This window comes from Actinomycetospora atypica, assembly GCF_042653685.1.
GTDB lineage: Bacteria > Actinomycetota > Actinomycetes > Mycobacteriales > Pseudonocardiaceae > Actinomycetospora > Actinomycetospora atypica.
Genome location: NZ_JBHSIV010000018.1, coordinates 49,522 through 69,113, shown reverse-complemented (window position 1 = coordinate 69,113; position 19,592 = coordinate 49,522). Strand labels below are relative to the sequence as shown.

19 protein-coding genes, 1 tRNA gene and 1 pseudogene are annotated in these 19,592 nt (G+C 74.7%); 12 read left to right on the top strand and 9 right to left on the bottom strand.

The genetic code is table 11. The features are described from left to right. The first annotated feature begins 15 nt into the window (after window positions 1-15). The 6 genes from ACFPBZ_RS17235 (at window position 16) to ACFPBZ_RS17210 (ending at window position 6,453) form a co-directional block, all read left to right on the top strand. Complete coding sequence (locus ACFPBZ_RS17235) at window positions 16-1,515, top strand: multicopper oxidase family protein (protein WP_378037310.1); 1,500 nt, start codon at window positions 16-18, stop codon at window positions 1,513-1,515. Further along, window positions 1,502-1,894 carry a hypothetical protein gene (locus ACFPBZ_RS17230; RefSeq protein ID WP_378037309.1) on the top strand — a complete coding sequence of 131 codons (393 nt, stop codon included), beginning with the start codon at window positions 1,502-1,504 and terminating at the stop codon, window positions 1,892-1,894. Before ACFPBZ_RS17235 ends, ACFPBZ_RS17230 begins: the two co-directional genes overlap by 14 nt. A 78-nt stretch (window positions 1,895-1,972) precedes the next feature. Continuing rightward, window positions 1,973-3,895 (top strand): molecular chaperone HtpG, encoded by a 1,923-nt coding sequence (gene htpG, locus ACFPBZ_RS17225; protein ID WP_378037308.1) that lies wholly within the window; start codon window positions 1,973-1,975, stop codon window positions 3,893-3,895. 63 nt (window positions 3,896-3,958) lie between these two features. Then, window positions 3,959-4,984 carry an LLM class flavin-dependent oxidoreductase gene (locus ACFPBZ_RS17220; protein WP_378037307.1) on the top strand — a complete coding sequence of 342 codons (1,026 nt, stop codon included), beginning with the start codon at window positions 3,959-3,961 and terminating at the stop codon, window positions 4,982-4,984. Between the two features lie 40 nt (window positions 4,985-5,024). After that, a complete protein-coding gene (locus ACFPBZ_RS17215) occupies window positions 5,025-5,573 on the top strand; it encodes a Uma2 family endonuclease (RefSeq protein WP_378037306.1) in 549 nt (182 codons plus the stop codon). Between the two features lie 28 nt (window positions 5,574-5,601). After that, the gene (locus ACFPBZ_RS17210; protein WP_378037305.1) at window positions 5,602-6,453 is read left to right on the top strand and encodes an NUDIX hydrolase; all 852 of its coding nucleotides are present in this window, start codon (window positions 5,602-5,604) and stop codon (window positions 6,451-6,453) included. Window positions 6,454-6,462: 9 nt separating this feature from the next. Here the strand turns inward: ACFPBZ_RS17210 and ACFPBZ_RS17205 are convergent, their stop codons facing one another. Together ACFPBZ_RS17205 and ACFPBZ_RS17200 are read right to left on the bottom strand one after the other, a co-directional pair. Next, complete coding sequence (locus ACFPBZ_RS17205; RefSeq protein ID WP_378037304.1) at window positions 6,463-7,677, bottom strand: cytochrome P450; 1,215 nt, start codon at window positions 7,675-7,677, stop codon at window positions 6,463-6,465. Between the two features lie 51 nt (window positions 7,678-7,728). Next, window positions 7,729-8,802 carry a M20 family metallopeptidase gene (locus tag ACFPBZ_RS17200; RefSeq protein WP_378037303.1) on the bottom strand — a complete coding sequence of 358 codons (1,074 nt, stop codon included), beginning with the start codon at window positions 8,800-8,802 and terminating at the stop codon, window positions 7,729-7,731. Between the two features lie 69 nt (window positions 8,803-8,871). Between ACFPBZ_RS17200 and ACFPBZ_RS17195 the strand changes: the two genes are divergently transcribed. Further along, the gene (locus ACFPBZ_RS17195; RefSeq protein ID WP_378037302.1) at window positions 8,872-9,072 is read left to right on the top strand and encodes a hypothetical protein; all 201 of its coding nucleotides are present in this window, start codon (window positions 8,872-8,874) and stop codon (window positions 9,070-9,072) included. A 4-nt stretch (window positions 9,073-9,076) separates the two neighbouring features. On the opposite strand, the gene ACFPBZ_RS17190 is transcribed toward ACFPBZ_RS17195, so the two are convergent. Genes ACFPBZ_RS17190 through ACFPBZ_RS17175 form a run of 4 tightly spaced genes read right to left on the bottom strand, consistent with a single transcriptional unit; the run spans window position 9,077 to window position 12,382 of the window. Further along, entirely contained in the window at window positions 9,077-9,856 is a 780-nt protein-coding gene (locus tag ACFPBZ_RS17190; protein WP_378037301.1) for an enoyl-CoA hydratase/isomerase family protein, read from the bottom strand. After that, window positions 9,853-10,947, bottom strand: coding sequence for a cation diffusion facilitator family transporter (locus ACFPBZ_RS17185; protein ID WP_378037300.1), 1,095 nt, complete (start codon window positions 10,945-10,947; stop codon window positions 9,853-9,855). Before ACFPBZ_RS17185 ends, ACFPBZ_RS17190 begins: the two co-directional genes overlap by 4 nt. A gap of 38 nt (window positions 10,948-10,985) precedes the next feature. Beyond that, complete coding sequence (locus ACFPBZ_RS17180) at window positions 10,986-11,681, bottom strand: YwaF family protein (protein WP_378037299.1); 696 nt, start codon at window positions 11,679-11,681, stop codon at window positions 10,986-10,988. Continuing rightward, window positions 11,678-12,382, bottom strand: coding sequence for a LysR substrate-binding domain-containing protein (locus ACFPBZ_RS17175; RefSeq protein ID WP_378037298.1), 705 nt, complete (start codon window positions 12,380-12,382; stop codon window positions 11,678-11,680). Before ACFPBZ_RS17175 ends, ACFPBZ_RS17180 begins: the two co-directional genes overlap by 4 nt. Before the next feature lie 70 nt (window positions 12,383-12,452). On the opposite strand from ACFPBZ_RS17175, the gene ACFPBZ_RS17170 reads away from it, so the two are divergent. Further along, window positions 12,453-12,812: a DUF5997 family protein gene (locus ACFPBZ_RS17170; protein ID WP_378037354.1), complete on the top strand. Its 360-nt coding sequence runs from the start codon at window positions 12,453-12,455 to the stop codon at window positions 12,810-12,812. Here ACFPBZ_RS17170 and ACFPBZ_RS17165 read toward each other — a convergent pair. Then, on the bottom strand, window positions 12,703-13,932 hold the full coding sequence (locus ACFPBZ_RS17165; RefSeq protein ID WP_378037297.1) for a hypothetical protein: 1,230 nt from the start codon (window positions 13,930-13,932) through the stop codon (window positions 12,703-12,705). The two genes, ACFPBZ_RS17170 and ACFPBZ_RS17165, sit on opposite strands and share 110 nt — an antisense overlap. On the opposite strand from ACFPBZ_RS17165, the pseudogene wsfD reads away from it, so the two are divergent. Next, a pseudogene (gene wsfD / locus ACFPBZ_RS29620) lies at window positions 13,926-15,296 on the top strand (glycan biosynthesis hexose transferase WsfD); the annotation flags it as partial. The gene ACFPBZ_RS17165 and the pseudogene wsfD overlap by 7 nt on opposite strands. Window positions 15,297-15,333: 37 nt before the next feature. On the opposite strand, the gene ACFPBZ_RS17160 reads toward wsfD, so the two are convergent. Beyond that, complete coding sequence (locus ACFPBZ_RS17160) at window positions 15,334-16,293, bottom strand: cold-shock protein (RefSeq protein WP_378037296.1); 960 nt, start codon at window positions 16,291-16,293, stop codon at window positions 15,334-15,336. Window positions 16,294-16,351: 58 nt separating this feature from the next. Continuing rightward, a tRNA-Leu gene (locus ACFPBZ_RS17155) sits at window positions 16,352-16,435 on the bottom strand. A 99-nt stretch (window positions 16,436-16,534) separates the two neighbouring features. On the opposite strand from ACFPBZ_RS17155, the gene ACFPBZ_RS17150 reads away from it, so the two are divergent. Genes ACFPBZ_RS17150 through ACFPBZ_RS17140 form a run of 3 tightly spaced genes read left to right on the top strand, consistent with a single transcriptional unit; the run spans window position 16,535 to window position 19,575 of the window. After that, the gene (locus ACFPBZ_RS17150) at window positions 16,535-17,851 is read left to right on the top strand and encodes a M20/M25/M40 family metallo-hydrolase (protein WP_378037295.1); all 1,317 of its coding nucleotides are present in this window, start codon (window positions 16,535-16,537) and stop codon (window positions 17,849-17,851) included. After that, window positions 17,851-18,624 (top strand): SDR family oxidoreductase, encoded by a 774-nt coding sequence (locus ACFPBZ_RS17145; protein WP_378037294.1) that lies wholly within the window; start codon window positions 17,851-17,853, stop codon window positions 18,622-18,624. Before ACFPBZ_RS17150 ends, ACFPBZ_RS17145 begins: the two co-directional genes overlap by 1 nt. Next, complete coding sequence (locus tag ACFPBZ_RS17140; protein ID WP_378037293.1) at window positions 18,625-19,575, top strand: NADPH:quinone oxidoreductase family protein; 951 nt, start codon at window positions 18,625-18,627, stop codon at window positions 19,573-19,575. The last annotated feature ends 17 nt before the right edge of the window (window positions 19,576-19,592 follow it).

The window sequence follows — 19,592 nt, the reverse complement described above, 5'->3', positions numbered from 1 at the left end:
GCGACCCTCGTCGGCGTGTCCCCGCTCTCCCGGCGCCGCTTCCTCGGCGCCACCCTCACCGTCGTCGGCGTCGCCGCGACCGCCTCCGTCGCGGGCTGCGCCGCCGACCGCCCGACCCCCCGGGTCCCGGCCGCGTCCCGCCCGCTCGCGATCCCGCCGCTCGCCCCCTCGACCCGCGACGCCGCGGGCCGGCGCGTCGTCGAGCTGGTCGCCGCCCCCGGCACCAGCCGCTTCCTGCCCGGCCTCACCACCCCTACCTGGGGCTACGGCGGCCTGCCCTTCGGCGGTCCCACCGTCCGGGCCCGCCGGGGCGAGGAGGTCGTCCTGCGGGTCACCAACCGGCTGCCCGAGACCACCACCACGCACTGGCACGGCGCCTCGCTGCCCGCCCGCGCCGACGGCGGCCCGCACCAGCCGATCGCCCCCGGGGCGACCTGGGAGTCGGCGTGGCGGGTCGACCAGCCGGCGGCGACGCTCTGGTACCACCCGCACCCGCACGGGGCGACCGAGCGCCACGTGCACCGCGGCCTCGCCGGGATGTTCCTCGTCGACGACGACGTCCGGGTCGACCTGCCGGGCCGCTACGGCGTCGACGACGTGCCCCTCGTCCTGACCGACCGCGCCTTCGCCCCGGACGGCTCGTTCGACGAGGCCCACCGCAACGCCGTCGGGCTGCTGGGCGACACGGTGCTGGTCAACGGGACGGTCGCCCCCTACCTCGAGGTCACCACCACCCGCGTCCGCCTGCGCGTGCTCAACGCCTCGCCCGCCCGGAGCTACCGCGTGGCCCTCGACGACGAGGCGCCGCTGACGCTCGTCGGCACCGACGGGGGCCTGCTGGCGGCGCCGCGGACGGTCGACGGCGTCGTGCTCACCCCGGGGGAGCGGGCCGAGATCGTCGTCGAGCTCGCGCCCGGTCGCCGGCGGCGACTGCGCTCGGTGTCGCACGACCTGGGCACGGTCAACGGCATCTCCGCGGCCGCCGGCGCGGACGACACCGTCGACCTGCTCGAGCTGCGCCCCGCCGACCGCCTCGAGCCCTCGCCGCCCGTGCCCGCCCGGCTCTCCCGCGAGGCCCCGCTCGACGAGGCCGCCGCCGGCCGCACCCGGACGTTCGCGCTGGCGGCCGACCGGATCAACGGGCGCGACATGGACCCGACCCGCGTCGACGAGGTCGTCCCGGCGTCGGCCACCGAGGTCTGGGAGTTCACCAACCGCCACACGCTGCCGCACAACATCCACGTCCACGACGCGCGGATGCAGGTGCTCGAGCCCGGTCTCGCCGCGGCCGATCGCCCCTGGAAGGACACGGTGCCCGTCCCGCCCGGGACGACCGTCCGTGCCCTGGTCCGCGTGGGTCCGCACACCGACCCGGAGGTGCCCTACATGCTCCACTGCCACCTGCTGCGCCACGAGGACGACGGGATGATGCTCCAGTTCCTCGTCGTCGGACCCGGGCAGCGGCCCGCGACCCGGCTCGCGGTCCCGTCGGGGGCACCCCATGACCACGGCTGAGCGCGCCGGGGCCGCCGTCGGGGTGTTCCGCGGGGTGACTGTGCTGCACGCGGCGATGACCGTGGTGCAGCCGATCGCCGCCGGCGCCCTGCTGCAGGCGTCGACGGTCGGGCTGGTGGTGCACCGGGCCGTCGGGGGGACACTGCTGCTGATCGCGGCGGTCCAGGTGCTCGCGGCGCTGCTCGCCTGGCGCCCCGGGGGGCTCCCGGCCTGGCCGATCGCGGTGACGGCCGGGCTCGTCGTCGTCGAGACCGCGCAGGTCGCGCTCGGCGCCACCGGGGTGCTGGCCGTCCACGTCCCGCTCGGCGTGGTCGTCGTCGGGGCCGCCGTGGGCCTGGCCGTCTGGACGCTGCGGGCCCGGCGGACGGCCGACCCCTGACCGCAGAGGGCTGTCGGGGGTGCCTCGTAGCATGGTGATCGACCCGGACGGCACGTGGTGGAAGGACGCACGACAGCGATGAGCGAGACGATCGAGTTCCAGGCCGAGGCCCGTCAGCTGCTGCAGCTGATGATCCACTCGATCTACTCCGACAAGGACGTGTTCCTGCGGGAGCTGATCTCCAACGCCTCCGACGCGCTCGACAAGCTGCGGATGGAGTCCTACCGGGACAAGGATCTCGGGGTCGACGTCTCCGACCTGCACGTCGAGCTGCGCACCGATGCGGAGAACCGCACGCTGACGATCACCGACAACGGCATCGGGATGTCGCGCGACGACGTCGTGTCGCTGATCGGGACGATCGCGAAGTCGGGCACGGCGGAGACCCTGTCGAAGCTGCGCGAGGCCCAGGCGTCGGGCAGCGAGGAGGCCACGGCCGAGCTGATCGGTCAGTTCGGCATCGGCTTCTACTCGAGCTTCATGGTGGCCGACCGGGTGGAGATGACCACCCGCCGCGCGGGCACCGACGGCGGGGTGCACTGGGAGTCGGCGGGGGAGGGCACCTACGAGATCTCCGAGGTCCCCGACGCTCCGCAGGGCACCAGCATCACCGTGCACCTCAAGGCGGAGGACGCCGAGGACAACCTGCACGACTACGCGGACCCGTCCGTCGTCCGGCGCATCGTCAAGCGCTACTCCGACTTCATCACCTGGCCGATCCTGCTGAACCCCACCGGCGGGACCACCGTCGAGGGCGCGGAGGCCGACGAGGACGGCGAGGCGCCCGAGGCCGGCGACGAGCCGATCAACTCCCGCAAGGCCCTGTGGGCGCGGCCGCGCTCCGAGGTCTCCGACGAGGAGTACGCCGAGTTCTACCGCCACGTCTCGCACGACTGGCAGGAGCCGCTCGAGACGATGCGGTTCACCGGCGAGGGCACCTTCGAGTACCAGGCGCTGCTGTTCCTGCCGAGCCACGCGCCGATGGACCTCTACTACCGCGACGCCAAGCGCGGGGTGCAGCTCTACGTCAAGCGCGTCTTCGTCATGGAGGACTGCGAGGCGCTCGTCCCCGAGTACCTGCGGTTCGTCAAGGGCGTCGTCGACGCGCAGGACCTCTCGCTCAACGTCTCCCGCGAGATCCTCCAGCAGGACCGCCAGATCCAGCTGATCCGCAAGCGCCTGGTCAAGCGGGTGCTGCAGACGATCACGGCAATGCGCGGCGAGAACCCGGAGAAGTACGACACCTTCTGGACCGAGTGCGGCCGGGCCTTCAAGGAGGGCCTGCTCTCCGACCAGGACAACACCCAGGCGATCCTCGAGGCGTCGAGCTTCGCCTCGACGCACGACCCGGAGAAGCTCACCACGCTGGCCGACTACGTCGCGCGGATGCCGGAGGGCCAGGAGTCGATCTACTACGTCACCGGCGACTCGCGGGCGTCGGTCGAGAACTCCCCGCACATCGAGGCGTTCCGCGCGAAGGGCTACGAGGTCCTGCTGCTGACCGACCAGGTCGACGACGTGTGGGTCGGGATGGTCGGGTCCTACGGCTCCGGCGAGGACGCGAAGTCGTTCGCCTCGATCGCCCAGGGCGACGTCGACCTCGCCGACGACGCCGAGAAGCCCGAGGGCTTCGACGACCTGCTCTCGTGGATGACCACGGAGCTGGCCGACGACGTCTCCGAGGTCCGGCTCTCCACCCGCCTCACCACCTCGCCCGCGTGCCTGGTCGGCGAGGTCGGCGCCATCCCGCCGCAGCTCGAGCAGATGATGCGCTCGATGGGCCAGGAGATCCCCGTGCAGAAGCGGGCCCTCGAGCTCAACCCGAAGCACCCGCTCGTCGAGAACCTCAAGGCGGCGCACGAGGCGAGGCCCGATGACGCCGGCGTCGCCGAGACCGCGTCGCTGCTGCACGACATGGCCCTGCTCGCCGAGGGCGGGGAGCTCAAGGAGCCCTCGACCTTCGTGACCAGGCTCGCGGGCCGTCTCGCCGCCACGCTGTGACGGAATAGGGCGTCCACCCCCCGGGTTGGTCGTTGAACATGCAACGACTTTGGAGGTAGTGCCGTGCACGTCGGCGTGGACAGCTTCGTCGCGAAGGTCACCGACCCCGACACCGAGCAGGTCGTCGGGCCGGTCGAGCGCTTCGCGCACCTGATGGAGGAGATCGAGACGGCCGACCGGGCCGGGCTCTACTCCTACGGCATCGGCGAGCACCACCGCGCCGAGTACTACGACGCGGCGCCGGCGGTCATCCTGGCCGCCGCCGCGTCGAGGACCCGGGACATCCGGCTCCGCTCGGCCGTCACCGTGCTCTCGGCGGCCGACCCGGTGCGGGTGTTCCAGGAGTACGCGACGGTCGACCTCATCTCCGGCGGGCGGGTCGAGCTCGTCGTCGGGCGCGGCTCCTTCACCGAGGCGTTCCCGCTGTTCGGGCTCTCGTTCAACGACTACGAGTCGCTGTTCGAGGAGAAGCTCGACCTGCTCGTCGCGTTGACGCGCAGCGAGCGCGTCACGTGGTCGGGCCGGCACCGCCCCGCGCTGAACGACCAGCCGGTGTTCCCGCGCCCCGCGCAGGACCCGCTGCCGGTGTGGGTGGGCGTCGGCGGCTCCCCGGAGTCGTTCGTCCGGGCCGGGCTGCTCGGGCTCCCGCTGATGGTCGCGATCATCGGGGGCGAGCCGCGGCAGTTCGCCCCGCTGATCGACCTCTACCGCCGGGCGGGCGCCCAGGCCGGGCACGACCCCGAGCAGCTCAAGGTCGGGCTGCACTGCTTCGGGTTCCTCGGCGACGACGTCGCGAAGGCCACCAACGCCTTCTACCCGGGCTGGGAGGCGATGTTCACGACGATCGCCCGCGAGCGCGGCGGGATGCCGCCCACCCGGCGGCAGTTCGACGCGACCCGGGGGCCCGACGGCGCCTACGTCGTCGGCGACCCCGACCAGGTGGCCGAGAAGCTGACGCGGATCTCCGAGCAGCTCGGCGGCGTCGACCGGATCAACCTGCAGATGACGAACCCGCGGCTGCGCCACGCCGACCTGCTGCACTCCATCGAGCTGCTGGGCGAGGTCGTCCCGAAGGTCGCCGACGTCTGAGTGGAACCGTGGGAGGATCGGGCCCGTCGAAAGGGGTGTGATGACCATCCAGCCGATGTGGCCCGATCACCTCCTCAGCCTCGACGAGTGGAGCGCGCTCCCGGAGGACCCGAGCCGGCGGTTCGAGCTCGCCGAAGGAGTCCTCGTCGTGGCCCCTCGACCGGTCGCCCGCCACCAGAAACTGATCATGCGGCTCGGGGCCCAGCTCGACGCGGCGCGCGACGGCCGCTACGAGGTCCTGCCGGAGTACGAGCTCGTCGTGGACGACGGCGCGGCGGCCACCGTCCGCGTCCCCGACCTCGTTCTCGCCCCGGCGGGCCTGCCCGACAGCACGCCCCGGGTGCACGCCGCCGACGCGATCGCGGTCGTCGAGATCCTCTCGCCGGGCTCCCGGCGGCTCGACCGAGTGCTGAAGTACACCGAGTACGCCGAGCGGGGCGTGCCGTTCTACCTCCTCGTCGAGCCCGGGCCGCCCGTCGTGGTCGCCGAGTTCCGCTCGACCGGCGGCGGCTACGAGCTGGTCGCCGAGCACCGGGGAAGCGCTCCGCTGCAGCTCGGCGTCACGCTCGACCTCGACGCGCTCGGCTGACCGTCCGGGCGTGTGATCGGATGTCGGCATGGACCCGACGGCGCTCCCACCCGGCTTCGCTGAGCAGCTCGCCGACTACACCGCCCGGGCGGCCGCACCCGCCGAGCCGAGGTCGGCGGCCTCGACGGTCCTGCTGCGCGAGGGGGCGCGCGGGATCGAGGTGTTCCTGATGCGCCGCCGCACGCAGATGGCGTTCGCGGGCGGGATGGTCGTCTTCCCGGGCGGCGGGGTGGACCCGCGCGACGCGACCGACGAGGTCGGCTGGGTCGGTCCGAGTCCGGCCGAGTGGGCGCAGCGGCTGAGGCTCGACGACGAGGGCGCGGCCCGCGCGGTGGTCTGCGCGGCGGTGCGCGAGACCTTCGAGGAGTCGGGGGTCCTGCTGGCGGGCCCCGACGGGTCCTCGGTCGTCGACGACACGAGCGGCCCGGAGTGGGCGGAGGCCCGGCGCGCGCTGGAGGCCCGCGAGACCGCCTTCACCGACGTGCTCCGCGAGCGCGGCCTCGTCCTGCGCACCGACCTGCTGCGGGCCTGGACCTGCTGGATCACCCCGGAGTTCGAGCCGCGCCGCTACCGCACGTACTTCTTCGTCACCGCGAGCCCGGAGGGCCAGCACGCCGCCGGGGTGTCGACCGAGTCCGACGCCGCGGCCTGGATGGGCGTCGGGGAGGCGCTGGCCGCCGCGGGCGGGACCGTGATGATGCTGCCGCCGCAGTACTGCACGTTCCTCGAGCTCGCCCAGTACGGGTCGATCGCGGAGATCCTGGCCGCGGCCGACCGGCCGATCCCCGAACCGGTCATGCCCGGGCTCGACCCCGAGGGGCCGAGCCTGGTCCTGCCGGCGCACTACGCCGAGCTGAACGCCTCGACCGCACCCCGGTAGGCCCGCCGGTCACCAGGTGACCGGCAGCGCCTCGAGGCCGTGGATGAGGTGCTCGTGCCGGAACTCGGGCTCGCCCGCGAGGGCGAGGCCCGGGAACCGCCGGAGCAGCGCGGAGAACGCGATCCGCAGCTCGACGCGGGCGAGCGGGGCGCCCAGGCAGTGGTGGATGCCGTAGCCGAACGCGACGTGGGGTCCGGGCTCGCGGGTCACGTCGAGGCTCTCGAGGTCCTCGCCGAGGACGGGGTCGCGGTTCGCCGCGCACAGCGAGGCGGTCACCACCGTCCCGGCCGGGATCTCGTGGTCCCCGACGACGACGTCCCGCGACGCCGCGCGCGGGAAGCCGGCGGACACGGGGGAGACGTAGCGGAGGAACTCCTCGACGGCCCGGTTCAGCGCCGCGGGGTCGTCGAGCGAGGCGCGCAGGGCGGCCGTCTGGGTGGGCTCGCGCAGCAGCTCGAGGGTCCCGAGCGCGATGACGTTGGACGTGGTCTCGTGCCCGGCCACGAGCAGGAGGTTCGCGAGCCCGGCCAGCTCGTCGTCGTCGATCCCGCCCTCGGCGGGCGGGAGGTCGCCGTGCTCGCGGACGAGCATGCCCAGCAGGTCGTCGCCGGGCTCGCGGCGGGCGCGGGCGACCAGCGAGGCCATGTACTGCGACGACGCCGCGAACAGGTCGCGGCGCTCGTCGGGCGTGAGGTCGGAGCGCAGCGTGCGCTCGGCCCGGGCGGTGAACTCGTCGCGGTCGTCGTAGGGCACCCCGAGGAGCTCGCAGATCACCAGCGAGGGCACCGGCAGGGCGAACGCGGTGACGAGGTCGGCGGGCGCGCCGGCGGACCCCATCGCGTCGAGGGCCTGCTCGACGATCGCGTCGATCCGCGGCTCGAGCGCCTTCATCGCCCGCACCGTGAAGCTCCCGGTGAGCATGCGGCGCAGCCGGGTGTGGTGGGGCGGGTCGAGCGCGAGCAGCATCCCGGTCCGGCGCTGGGCCAGCTCGGCGGGGCCCACGCCGGGCGGGAGGGGCAGGCCCTCGAACCCGAAGGCCGGGTCGCCGTGCACGGTCCGGGCCTCGGCGTGCCCGGCGACGAGGGTGGCGCGGTGCCCGACGAGGGTGGTGACCGGGCAGGTCCCGCCGGCGTCGCGCATCGCCGTCACCGCCGGGTCGGGGGCGAGCCCGTCCCGGCGCAGGCCGAGGCGCGGCGGCTGGTCCGTGGCCTGATCGGTGCTCATGCTCACGACCTTGCCTCACCGGCGGTCGTCGCGGGAAGTGGGGGAGTGCCCTCACCCCGCGAGCAGGCGGCCGTAGGCGCCCACGGCCTCGTCGATCAGGGCGACCGAGCAGGTCTCGTCGGTGACGTGGGCCTGGTCGGGGTCGCCGGGCCCGCAGACGATCGTGGCGGCACCGCCGAGGGCGCCCGCGAGCACCGCCGCGTCGGTGAAGTAGGTGGCGTAGCCGGGCTCGGAGCCGGGGGCGAGCAGCCGGCACGCCCGGGCGACCGTGGTCGGGTCGGTGTCGACCACCGGGAGGTCGACGAGCCGCTCGATCCCGATGTCGTCCCCGACCAGGCCCGCCACCGTGGCGAGGGCGCTCTCGGCATCGGTTCCGGGGACCAGCCGCAGGTCGAGGCCCATCTCCGCGTGGTCGGGCACCACGTTGGGCTGCTCGCCCGCGTGGAAGGTGCCGACGTTGGCGGTCATCGGGCCGTGGGTGTTGCTGGTCGGCCAGCCGTCGTGGGCGTGCACGGCGAGGGCGGCGCGGGCGAGGTCGACCAGCGCGTTGTGGCCGAGCTCGGGGCGCGAGCCGTGCGCAGCGACGCCCCGCGCCACCAGCCGCAGCCACAGCGCGCCCTTGTGCCCGAGCAGGATCCGGGTGCCGGTCATCTCGCCCACCACGAGCAGCGGTGACGGGGCGAGCAGCGCCGGGTCGAGGGCCTGCGCACCGACGCAGCCGGTCTCCTCGCCGAAGGTGAACACCACCTGGAGTCCGCCGACCCCGACGTGGGTGACGGCCGCGTCGACCATCGCCGCCACGCCGGCCTTCATGTCGCTCGACCCGCGTCCCCGCAGGCGCCCGTCGACGACGTCGCCGGCGAGCGGGTCGAAGGACCATCCCGCCTCGGCCGCGGGGACGGTGTCGAGGTGTCCGCTGAGGGTCACCGCCACCGGCCGGTCGGTGCCGGCGACGTCGGGGGTGCGGGCGACGACGTTCGCGCGGCCGGCCTGCGGTTCGTCGAGCACCACGGACAGGCCGGCGTCGGCGAGCCGGTCGGCGACCAGGTCGGCCGCGGCCCGCTCGCCGCCCCCGCGGGTGTCGAGGCGGACGAGGGCACGGGCGAGGTCGAGGGCACTGCTCACGGCGGTCCTCCCGGGGTCGGGGCGGGCATCGTCGGGAACCGGAGCGGTCCGCCGGACGTCCTACCGAGGATGTCCCAGACCCGACGAACGCTGCTGGCCGTGATCCTCGTGTGCGCCGGGATCGTGTGGTTGAGGATCAACGAGAAGATCGAGGGCCGCGTCCTGCTCACGCTGGCCCGCGACCACGGCCTCACCACCGCCGACCTGATCTCGCTGGCCGCCTTCGCGGCCGCGGTGGTGCTCGCCTGGCCGGAGCGGCGGCGCGACTGAGCGCTCAGCGCCCGCGGAACTCCGGGGTGCGCTTCTCCAGGAAGGCGGCCCGGCCCTCGGCGAAGTCGTCGGTCTCGAACAGCGCCACCTGCTCGGTCTCCTCGGCGTGCAGGGCCGCGGCGAGCGACTCCGGCGGGTCGGCGAGGAGCCGCTTCGTCGCCGCGAGGGCCAGTGGGGCGGCCCGGGTGAGCTCCTGGGCGCGCTCGAGCGCCACCGACAGCGCGGAGCCGTCGTCGACGAGCTCGTCGACCAGGCCGATCCGGTGGGCCTCCTCGGCGCCGACGATCTCGCCGCGCAGCATGAGCCGCCGCGCCGCCCCCGGGCCGACCTTCCGCGGCAGGGTCCACGACAGGCCGGAGTCGGCGACGAGGCCGATCCGGCCGAAGATCGACCCGTAGCGCGCCCCGCGGGCGGAGACGATCAGGTCGCAGGCCACCGCGAGCGAGGTCCCGGCGCCCACCGCCGCGCCCTCCACGGCGGCGACGACCGGCAGCGGGCCCTCGATCAGCAGCGAGATCACGTCGGCGACGAGGTGGAGGCGGTCGCGGGCGTCGGCGCGGTCGTTCTGCGGCATCGAGGAGATGTCGCCGCCGGAGCTGAAGTGCTTCCCCGAGCCCGTCACGACGAGCGCGCGGCAGCCGTCGTCGGCGTGCGCGGTCTCGAGGGCGGCCCGCAGCGCGCGCCGCAGCGGCACGGTGAGCGCGTTGCGGCGCTCCGGCACGTTCAGGGTGAGCACCCGGACCGCGCCGTGGTCGGAGACGAGCAGCGGGGCGTCGTCGGTCATCGTCGGTCCTCCGGGGTCGGGGGGGCCTGCTCCGCGCGCCACTCGGCGAGCGAGGTGCCGAAGCGGTCGAGCACGGCCTGCCGCACGTCGGGATCCTCCCGCGGGACCGGCTCGAGGAACACCTGGTCGAGGTCGGAGAAGCTCTCCCGCAGCTCGTCGTCGAGCCGCACGCACGCCCGCTCGAGGTCGCCCGCCGACAGCTCGTCGTGGAAGTCGATCCGCGCGCAGAGCAGCACGCTGTCGGTGCCGGTGAGCATCGACTGCAGGTCGACCACGGCGGTGACCTCGGGGGCGGCCATCAGCTGGTCGTAGATCGCCCGCGTCACCCGGGGCTCGGCGGCCCGGCCGATCAGCAGGTTCTTGTTGGTCCGCCCGAGGAGGAAGGCGACGACGGCCAGCAGCAGACCGATCATGATCGAGGCGATGCCGTCCCACACCGACGACCCGGTCTCCTGGTGCAGGACCACACCGACGGCGGCGAAGAGCAGCCCGACCAGCGCCGCGGTGTCCTCGAACAGCACGCTCTTGACCGTCGGGTCGTCGGACAGGCGCAGGTAGCGGCTCAGGGAGAGCCGCAGTTCCTTCTTCTCGCGCAGCACCTGGCGCAGCGCCTGCTGCCACGAGATGCCCTCGATGACCGCCGAGAGCCCGAGCACGGAGTAGGCCACCCAGGCGTACTGCTCCTCGGCCGGGTCGGGGGCGTTCTCGATGATCGTGGCGATGCCCTCGTAGACCGAGTACGTCGCGCCGACGACGAACACCGAGACCGAGGCGATCATCGCCCAGAAGAAGCGCTCCTTGCCGTAGCCGAAGGGGTGCACGCGGTCGGCGCGCTTGCCCGAGCGCCGCAGGGCGGTGAAGAGCAGGACCTCGGTGACGCAGTCGGCCGCGGAGTGCGCGGCCTCGGCGAGCATGGCCGAGGAGCCGGTGAGCAGTCCGGCGACCAGCTTCAGCACGCCGACGGCGGCGTTCGCGCCGAACGCGAGCACCACCGAGAGCGTGCTCTGGCCCGACGACGACTCCTGGTCGTCCCGACCCTCGTCGGTCGGGTCGTGGGGGGAGGCCGTGGTGGCCGGGTCCGTGGCGGTCATCGTCGGGGAAGTCCTTCCTTAGCCGAACGACACGCCCATTACCCCGCCGACACCGCGTTCACCCGTCGCGCCGGCGTCCACGGCCACGTGATCAGCGCCCAGACGACCAGCACCACCGCGGCCTCGACGAGCAGGTAGACCGGGTAGGGGCCGAACAGGTCGAGGATCGACGCCGCGTCGGGCTTGCGGTCCAGGTAGCCGTAGTTCGCGCCGCTCAGCAGGTTCACCGGCTGGGCGACCGCCGCCCAGAGCAGGGTCGCGCCGACGGTCCGCCCGTAGTCGGCCCACCCGGGGCGGCGCCCGAGCCCCCAGGTCAGGAGCACGGCGGCCCAGATCGGCAGGACGTGCGCGGCGAAGAAGGCGAGGAACGAGGGCGCCGGGAAGTCGGGCCCGCCCAGCGCGGGCGTGGCGATCGCCTGCACCGTGAGGGTCAGCGCCCAGTAGTAGGTCATGCCGTAGGCCCACTGGCTCCCTCGCCAGAGCGCCCACGCCGCGACGTAGGGCACGAGGTCGGAGAGCCACAGCGGCAGGGTCTGGCCCGCCCGGCCGGGCTCGAAGGCGTAGAGCTGGTAGGCGAGCGTGGTCACCACGAGGACGACGGCCAGCGTCCGGCGCAGGGTCCCGACGACCGCCGCGGGCGCCCGCCGTCCGAGCGGCCCCAGGGCGATCGCCCCGACGACGGTGAGCACCACGACGACGACGTGCGACGTCCCCCACGGGACGAAGGTGCTCACCGGCGGCGCGCGCCGCGGCGGGGGGTCCCGCGCCGGGCGGGTCCCGTCGGGGAGGAGCGGGGCCGGCGCGGCGCCGGGGTCTCCTCCCGGCGGGGAGTCCGGGAGCTGTTCGCCGTGCGCCCGCGGACGATCCCGATGAACTCCTCCATGTCCTCGCTGTTCTCCGCGTCGGGCCAGGTGAGCACCACCGTCGACTGCGGGGCATCGGTCAGCGGCCGGTGGACGAGGTCGCGGCGGTGGTGCAGGCGGGCGAGCGAGAGGGGGAGGACCAGCAGGCCGACGCCCGCGGCGACGAGCTCGATCGCGTCCGCCGTCGTGGCGGGGTCGCTGATCGCCGCCCGCCCCGGGCGGTCGTCGGGCCAGGGGAGGGTGTCGTCCTGCGGCCGCAGGACGATCTCGTCGGCCAGGTCGTCGAGGCCGGCCTCGTCGGCCGCGGTGACCACGTGGTCCCGGGGCACGACGACCACGGTGGTCTCGGTGTAGAGCGGGATCGCGTGCAGCCCGTCCCGGTCGATCGGCAGCCGGACCAGGCCGGCGGCGAGCGCCCCGGACCGGACCCGCGCCACCACCTCGTCCGTCGGGGCGAGGTCGAGCTCCAGGTCGACCTCCGGGCGGCGCTCCCGCCACATCCGCGCCCACTTGTCCGGCGTGACGCCCGAGACGTGGCCGAGGCGGAAGGGTGCGCGTCCGGGCCCGGTCACCGGGTCAGGCTAGCGGCCGGCCCCGTCCCGATATCGTGGGAGCGTGAGCCGCGCCAAGACCACGCAGACGATGAAGCCCGCCACGGCGGCCAGGAAGCTCGGCGTGCTCCTCGACGCGACGCCAACCGAGTTCCGGGAGGGCGTGGTCTCCCGCGAGGAGCTCGACGCCCTGCAGGCCGATCCCCCCGAGTGGCTGCGCGACCTGCGGCGCGACGGCCCGCACCCCCGCCCCGTCGTGGCCGACCGGCTCGGCGTGTCGATCTCGGGCCTGGCCCGGGCCGAGATCACCGAGCCGCTGACCACCGCCGAGATCGCCGCGCTCAAGGAGGAGCAGCCGGAATGGCTGCACCGCGAGCGTGGTCTCCGTGCGGAGGTCCAGCGCGAGGAGGAGCGACTGAAGGCCGAGCGGGCGGCCCGTCCGGCGCGGTAGCGACCTCCCGCGCCGCCACCGCCCAGAGGGCGAAGGGGACCCCCGCCGACCCGAGGGTCAGGTCGAGCTCGCCCCACGCGCCCGCGACGAGCGCGTGGGCGAACGAGAGCACCGACGGCGCGAACAGCACGGCCGCGCCGAGCCAGCCCACCGCCACCGCCGACGACGCCCGCAGCCACCAGGCCGCCCCGACCACCACGGCCAGCGCCACCACCGCGACCACGACGATGCCCGGGGTGATCGCCCGGTCCCCGGTGACCTTGGCGGCCACGTGGACCGGGGAGAACCGGGCGAGGCCGCCGGTGAGGAACGGCGCGATGAGCACGGCCCACACCGCCGCGGCGAGCCCGCCGACCAGCAGGGCGCGCCGGAGCCCCGCGAGCACCCCGACCGCCACGGCGGCGGCGACGAGGACGAGCACCAGGTGGGGACGGGTGCAGGTCGTGAGTCCCACCAGCAGGGCCGCGACGACGAGGCGCGGCGTCGGCCCGTGGGCGCAGCGCAGCAGCCAGGCCACCGCGAGCGCCGCCGGGACCGCGCTCCACACGAGGTCGTCGCCCACGACGAACTCGCGCAGCACCTCCAGCCCGCCCACCACGACGAGCGCCCAGAGCACCGTCGGGACCGGGCGCAGGCGCGGCCCGCCGTTGACCAGGCCCAGGAGCAGGACCAGCCAGAGGACGTTCTGCCAACTCGCGTCGCCGGTCGCCCACCAGAACGGGGCCGCCAGCACGAACGAGCCGGGCAGCGGGGAGATCGGGTTCCCGACGTACGTGGACGCCGCGTACGGGTAGAGGCCCTCCGAGAGCCGGGTCAGCACCACGTCGAGGGCGTCGGCCCGGTCGCTCCCGGCCCCGAAGGCGGCGCGGTACCCGTCCGGGACCCCGAGGACGAAGGCCGTCACGAGCGCGGTCAGCACCAGCACGACGAGGGCCCACAGCGCCCACGACGGCGTCCGCCGCAGCGCCGGGGCCGCCGCGGGCACCAGGACGGCGAGTACCACGACCGCACCGACGGTGTAGGCGGCGGTGCCGCCCTGCGCGCCGAGCGAGAACGTGGTGAACGACGACACCACCGCCAGCATCAGCGCCAGCACGAGCAGGCCGCTCAGGCGTGCCACCGCCACCTCCTCTGCTCCCGGCGCGCCGACAGCCTCCCATCCCCCACACGGGGGACGATCCGCCGGTGAGCTCCCGGATCGCGACGGCGCTCGGCGCGGGCCTCGCCGCCGGGGCGCTGGTCGTCGCGACCGGGCACGCCGGGGTGGAGGACAACGGCGACGGTTTCCGGCTCTACTGCGGGCTCGGCCTCGTCCCGGACACCGCCGACCGGCTCGCCGCCTGGAAGGGCGGCGTCGTCACGGCGTTCCGGGTGGCGGACGAACCGACCTGCACGGTGTCGGCCTGGTCGTCGGCCGGGCCGGTCCTGCGGGCGGCCGCGAGCGGCGGCAGCCTCGACCTCGCCGCCGTGGGGTGGATCTACGGGGCGCTGGTCGGGCTGGTCGTCGGCGTCGCGGCGTGGGCGGCCTCGGCGGCCGGCCCGTGGCGGGCCGCGGTCCTCGCCGTCCCGGTGGCGCCCCTGGCCCTGCCGTGGTTCTCCCGGTTCACCGTCTCGACCTACGCCGAGCCGGCCGGCCTGCTCGGCACCCTCGCGGTCGCCTGCGGGGTCGCGACGCTCCTGGTCACCCGCCGCCGCGACCGCACCGCGCTCGTCCTGACGACGGCCGGGGGCATGGTCGCGGTGACCGCGAAGGTCGCCTACCTCCCGGTGTTCCTGGTCGCGCTCGCGGTCGTCGTGGTGGCGCTCGGCCGACGCGGGCTCCTCGTCGCCCTCGGCGCGGTCGTGGTCGTGGCCGGACCGCTCGCCGGGGCCCTGCGGTTCCAGGAGATCGCCTACGAGAACGCGAACGTCCACGACATCGTGTTCACCCTCGTGCTGCCCGAGCTCGGCCCCGGGGCCCTGCCCGCCCTCGGGCTGCCCGCGGAGGCGGTGGCCCTCACCGGCACCGGCTTCTTCAACGGGCCGCCGCTGCCGACCGCCGCCTGGTGGCAGGAGGCGGTCCTGACGACGCCGGGGGAGACCCGGTCCCGCGCGTACGGCGAGCTGGTGCGCAGCCCCGGCACGCTCCTGCGCGCCGTCGGGGTGGGGCTGCAGGCCACCACGCGCCCCGACCTGCCCTACCTGGCCTCGGTCCCGGCCGACCCGGCGACGCCGTCCGCACGGTCGGGCGACCCGGCGTGGGCGGGCGCGGACGGCCCGGCGCTGCGGAGCCTGCTCTCCGGGACCCCCGGACCGGCGTGGGCGCCGACCGCGCTCGTCCTGGTCGCCCTGACGAGTGCCGTGGTGCGGCGGCGGTCCCGGTGGTGCCGGGCCGCCGGCCTGGGCGCGCTCACCGCGCTGGGCCTCGTGACGGCCGCCGTGCTGGGGGACGGCTACTTCGAGGTGTTCAAGCACGTCTGGCTCGCGGCCTACGTGCTGATCCTCACCGCGGCGTGCCTGTCCGCCGCGCTGGTGACCGCACTCAGCTCGTGGGGCCGGGACCTCGGAGGCGCTCGACGCGGTCGGCCTGCGGACCCCGGTCGCTCTGCCGCACCTTGTAGCGAACCCGGTCGCCCTTCTCCAGCGGCTCCGACCCCACGATCACGGACACGTGGACGAAGAGGTCGTCGCCGCCCGCGTCGGGGGTGATGAAACCGAACCCGCGCTCGCCGTCGTAGCGCGCGACGACGCCCTCGCCGCCTCGGGCGGGCACGTCCCGCGACGCCGGCCCCGCGGCCGCGGCGTAAGCCGGCCGCTGCGGCGCAGCAGGGGGCTCGGCGCCCCGGACCAGGCCCACGTCGCGGGCCTGCGGGCCCCTGTCCCCCTCGACCACGGCGTAGACGACGCGGTCGCCCTCCGCGAGCCACGTCAGCCCCTCGGCCAGGGCCCGGGAGTGCACGAAGACGTCCCCGGCGCCGGAGTCGGGGGTGATGAAGCCGAAGCCCTTGTCCTCGTCGTACCAGGCCACCGTGCCGTCGGCACCGTCCGCGGTGCCGGTCGCGGCGGGTGGGCCGACCTCCGCTCCCAGCGGGATCACGTGGCCGGCCTGCGGGCCGCGCTCGCCCTCGACCACCACGAAGGCCACCCGCTGCCCCTCGGCGACCACGCCGCCGGTCACGATCGCGGAGCTGTGCACGAACACGTCGGGACCGCCGCCGTCCGGCGACGCGAAGCCGTACCCCTTGCTCGGCTCGTACCACTTGACGGTGCCGAGCAGCCCCAGGGCGTCCGCGTCCGCGTCGGCGGTGACGCGGACGCGGAGCGCCTGGGGCCCGCGGTCGTTCTCGCCGACCTCGAACTCGACGGCCTGGCCCTCGCGCAGCACCGTCGCGTCCCCGACGATCTCGGAGGCGTGCACGAACACGTCCGGCGAGCCGCCCTCCGGGGCGAGGAAGCCGAATCCCCGCTCCACGTCGAACCAGCGGACGGTTCCCTGCGGCATCGAAGGCTCCGGTTCGAAGAATGACAAAAGGGCCGTCGGATCGACGGCCCTTCGTGTGTGTCCGAGGGGGGACTTGAACCCCCACCCCCTACTCGGGGACTAGCACCTCAAGCTAGCGCGTCTGCCATTCCGCCACTCGGACCTGCAGGTCGAAAGCTTACGCGACCCCTCTGCTGACGATCACAGAGGGGTAGGTCGAGCTGCGCTTCGCTCCGTCTCCCCGGGTGGCAGGATGCCTCGCATGGGTCGCGCCGAGGACGAGGTCGTACAGCTCACCAGCGAGCTCATCCAGATCGACAGCTGCAACACCGGCGAGCTGGAGACGACGACGGGGGAGGCCGAGGCCGCCGCGTACGTCGACGCGAAGCTGCGCGAGGTCGGCTACGAGACCGAGGTGGTCGAGTCGGGCGCGCCCGGCCGGCACAACGTGTTCTGCCGGCTCGAGGGCGCCGACCGCAGCCGCCCCGCGCTGCTCGTGCACGGCCACCTCGACGTCGTGCCCTTCACCGCGGAGGACTGGTCGGTCCACCCGCTCTCCGGGGCGGTCCAGGACGGCTACGTCTGGGGTCGCGGCGCGGTCGACATGAAGGACATGGACGCGATGATCCTGGCGCTCGCGCGCCAGTTCAAGGCCGAGGGCGTGGTCCCGCCGCGCGACCTCGTGTTCGCCTTCCTCGCCGACGAGGAGGCCGGCGGCGCCTACGGGTCGCACTGGCTCGCCGAGCACCGGCCCGACCTGTTCGAGGGGTGCGACGAGGCCCTGGGCGAGGTCGGCGGGTTCTCCCTGACCCTCGGCGAGGACGTCCGCGTCTACCCGGTGATGACCGCCGAGAAGTCGATCGCCTGGATGAAGCTGCGGGTCCGCTCCCGGCCCGGCCACGGCTCGATGGTCCACGACGAGAACGCCGTGACGATCCTCGCCGAGGCGGTCGCGCGGCTGGGCCGCCACCGCTTCCCGCTCGTGCTCACCGAGTCGGTGCAGGGGTTCTTCGACGAGATCACCGCGCTCACCGGCATCGAGTTCCCCACCGACTCGGCCGCCGCCCTCGACGGCGCCGTGGCGAAGCTCGGTGGCGTCGCCCGGGTCGTCGGGGCGACCACCCGCGACACCGCCAACCCGACGATGCTGCAGGCCGGCTACAAGGCCAACGTCATCCCGGCGATCGCGGAGGCCACCGTCGACTGCCGGGTGCTGCCCGGGCGCCAGGAGGCGTTCGAGCGCGAGCTCGACGACATCCTCGGCCCCGACGTCGAGCGCGAGTGGATCCGGAACCTCCCGGCCGTCGAGACCGGGTTCTCCGGCGATCTCGTCGACTGCATGACCGCCGCCGTGCAGGCCGAGGACCCGGGCTCGCACACGCTGCCCTACATGATGTCCGGCGGCACCGACGCCAAGGCGTTCGAGAAGCTCGGCATGCGCTGCTTCGGGTTCGCCCCGCTGCGGCTGCCCGCCGACCTCGACTTCACCGCGCTGTTCCACGGCACCGACGAGCGCGTGCCGGTCGACGCGCTGACCTTCGGCGTCCGCGTGCTCGACCGCATCCTGAGGACCTGCTGATGAGCACCCCGCAGAACACCCCCGTCGCCCTCGTGACCGGCGGCGCGTCCGGCATCGGCGAGGCCGTCTCCCGGCGCCTCGCGTCCCGCGGCGTCCGGGTCGGCGTGGTCGACCGCGACGCGGTGGCCGCCTCCCGGCTGGCCTCCGAGATCGACGGCCTCGCCGTCTCCTGCGACGTCACCTCCCAGTCGGCGCTGAACAGCGCGTTCGGCGAGGTGGAGACCTGGGGCGGGCGCCTCGACGTCGTCCACCTCAACGCCGGCTCGGTCGGCGGCCAGTCGGGGATCACCGACCTCGACGTCGAGGCCTACCGCCGCGTCGTCGGCGTCAACGTCGACCACGTCGTCTTCGGGCTGACCGCGGCCGTCCCCGCGCTGCGCCGGGCCGGGGGCGGCACGATCGTCGCGACCGCCTCGCTGGCCGGGCTCGTCCCGCTGCCCGGCGACGCGATCTACACGCTGACGAAGCACGCCGTCGTCGGGTACGTGCGCTCGGCGGCCGCGACCCTCGGGCCCGAGGGCATCCGGGCGATGGCGCTCTGCCCCGGCTTCGCCGACACCGCGCTGATCGCCCACGTGAAGGAGCAGTTCGGCGACTTCCCGCTGCTGACCCCGAACGACGTGGCCGACGCCGTCGACGACATGCTCGAGCGCGGCGAGCCGGGGGAGTGCTGGTACGTCCAGCCGGGTCGCGAGCCCGGGCCCTACGGGTTCCGCGGCGTGCCCGGCCCGCGGACGGGCGCGGCACCGCCGTCGCTCAGCTGGGACTCCTGAGTGCGCGGCTGGACCGTCACCGCGTTCGGCGAGCCGCGGGAGGTGCTCGCGCTCACCGACGACCTGCCCCGCCCGTCCGGACGACGCGTCGTGCGGGTCGAGGCCGCGTCGGTCAACTTCGCCGACATCCTCTACTGCCGGGGCACCTACCAGCAGAAGCCGCCGCTGCCGTTCACCCCGGGCCTCGAGGTGGCCGGGGTCGACGTGGAGACGGGCGAGCGGGTCTTCGGCCCGGCGGAGATGCCGCACGGCGGCTACGCCGAGTACGCCGCGCTGTCGTCGTCGTGGCCCTGGCCCGAGGGCATGAGCGCGGGCCAGGCGTCCGGCTTCTGGGTCGCCTACCAGACCGGCTGGTGCGCGCTGCACCACCGGACGACCCTCGGCGAGGGCGACACCCTGCTGGTCCACGCGGCCGCGGGCGGGGTGGGGGCGGCGGCGGTGCAGCTCGGGGTCGCGGCCGGCGCCCGGGTGATCGCCACCGTCGGGTCCCCCGACAAGGCCGACGTGGCCCGCCGGCTCGGGGCGCACGAGGTGATCGTGCTGGAGGGCGCCGCCGACGCGCTCATCCCCGCGGTGAAGGAGCTGACCGACGGCCGCGGCGCCGACGTGGTCTACGACCCGGTGGGCGGCGACGTGTTCGACGCCTCCCGGCGGGTGACCGCGTGGGAGGGCCGCATCCTCGTCATCGGGTTCGCCGGCGGCCGGATCGCCGACGCGCCCACCAACCACGCGCTCGTCAAGAACTACGACGTCGTCGGCGTGCACTGGGCGGCCTACCAGCAGCGGGCGCCCGAGCTGGTGGCGACGTGGCAGCGCGAGCTCGAGGCGCTGTGGGCCCGCCGGGCGATCGACCCGCTGGTGGGGGCCGAGTACGCGCTCGCCGACCTGCCGGACGCCCTCGACTCGATCGCGGCGCGCACGACGACCGGACGCGTGGTCGTCGTCCCCTGACGCGGCTCGGCCCGCCC

Excerpts from the sequence above, each read along its gene's own strand:
- ACFPBZ_RS17145 (WP_378037294.1), top strand. The coding sequence starts at position 17,851 with ATGAGCACCCCGCAGAACACCCCCGTCGCCCTCGTGACCGGCGGCGCG.
- ACFPBZ_RS17150 (WP_378037295.1), top strand. The coding sequence starts at position 16,535 with ATGGGTCGCGCCGAGGACGAGGTCGTACAGCTCACCAGCGAGCTCATC.
- ACFPBZ_RS17160 (WP_378037296.1), bottom strand. The coding sequence starts at position 16,293 with ATGCCGCAGGGAACCGTCCGCTGGTTCGACGTGGAGCGGGGATTCGGC.
- htpG (WP_378037308.1), top strand. The coding sequence starts at position 1,973 with ATGAGCGAGACGATCGAGTTCCAGGCCGAGGCCCGTCAGCTGCTGCAG.
- ACFPBZ_RS17185 (WP_378037300.1), bottom strand. The coding sequence starts at position 10,947 with ATGACCGCCACGGACCCGGCCACCACGGCCTCCCCCCACGACCCGACC.
- ACFPBZ_RS17230 (WP_378037309.1), top strand. The coding sequence starts at position 1,502 with ATGACCACGGCTGAGCGCGCCGGGGCCGCCGTCGGGGTGTTCCGCGGG.
- ACFPBZ_RS17195 (WP_378037302.1), top strand. The coding sequence starts at position 8,872 with ATGTCCCAGACCCGACGAACGCTGCTGGCCGTGATCCTCGTGTGCGCC.
- ACFPBZ_RS17170 (WP_378037354.1), top strand. The coding sequence starts at position 12,453 with ATGAAGCCCGCCACGGCGGCCAGGAAGCTCGGCGTGCTCCTCGACGCG.
- ACFPBZ_RS17215 (WP_378037306.1), top strand. The coding sequence starts at position 5,025 with ATGACCATCCAGCCGATGTGGCCCGATCACCTCCTCAGCCTCGACGAG.
- ACFPBZ_RS17205 (WP_378037304.1), bottom strand. The coding sequence starts at position 7,677 with ATGAGCACCGATCAGGCCACGGACCAGCCGCCGCGCCTCGGCCTGCGC.
- ACFPBZ_RS17210 (WP_378037305.1), top strand. The coding sequence starts at position 5,602 with ATGGACCCGACGGCGCTCCCACCCGGCTTCGCTGAGCAGCTCGCCGAC.
- ACFPBZ_RS17190 (WP_378037301.1), bottom strand. The coding sequence starts at position 9,856 with ATGACCGACGACGCCCCGCTGCTCGTCTCCGACCACGGCGCGGTCCGG.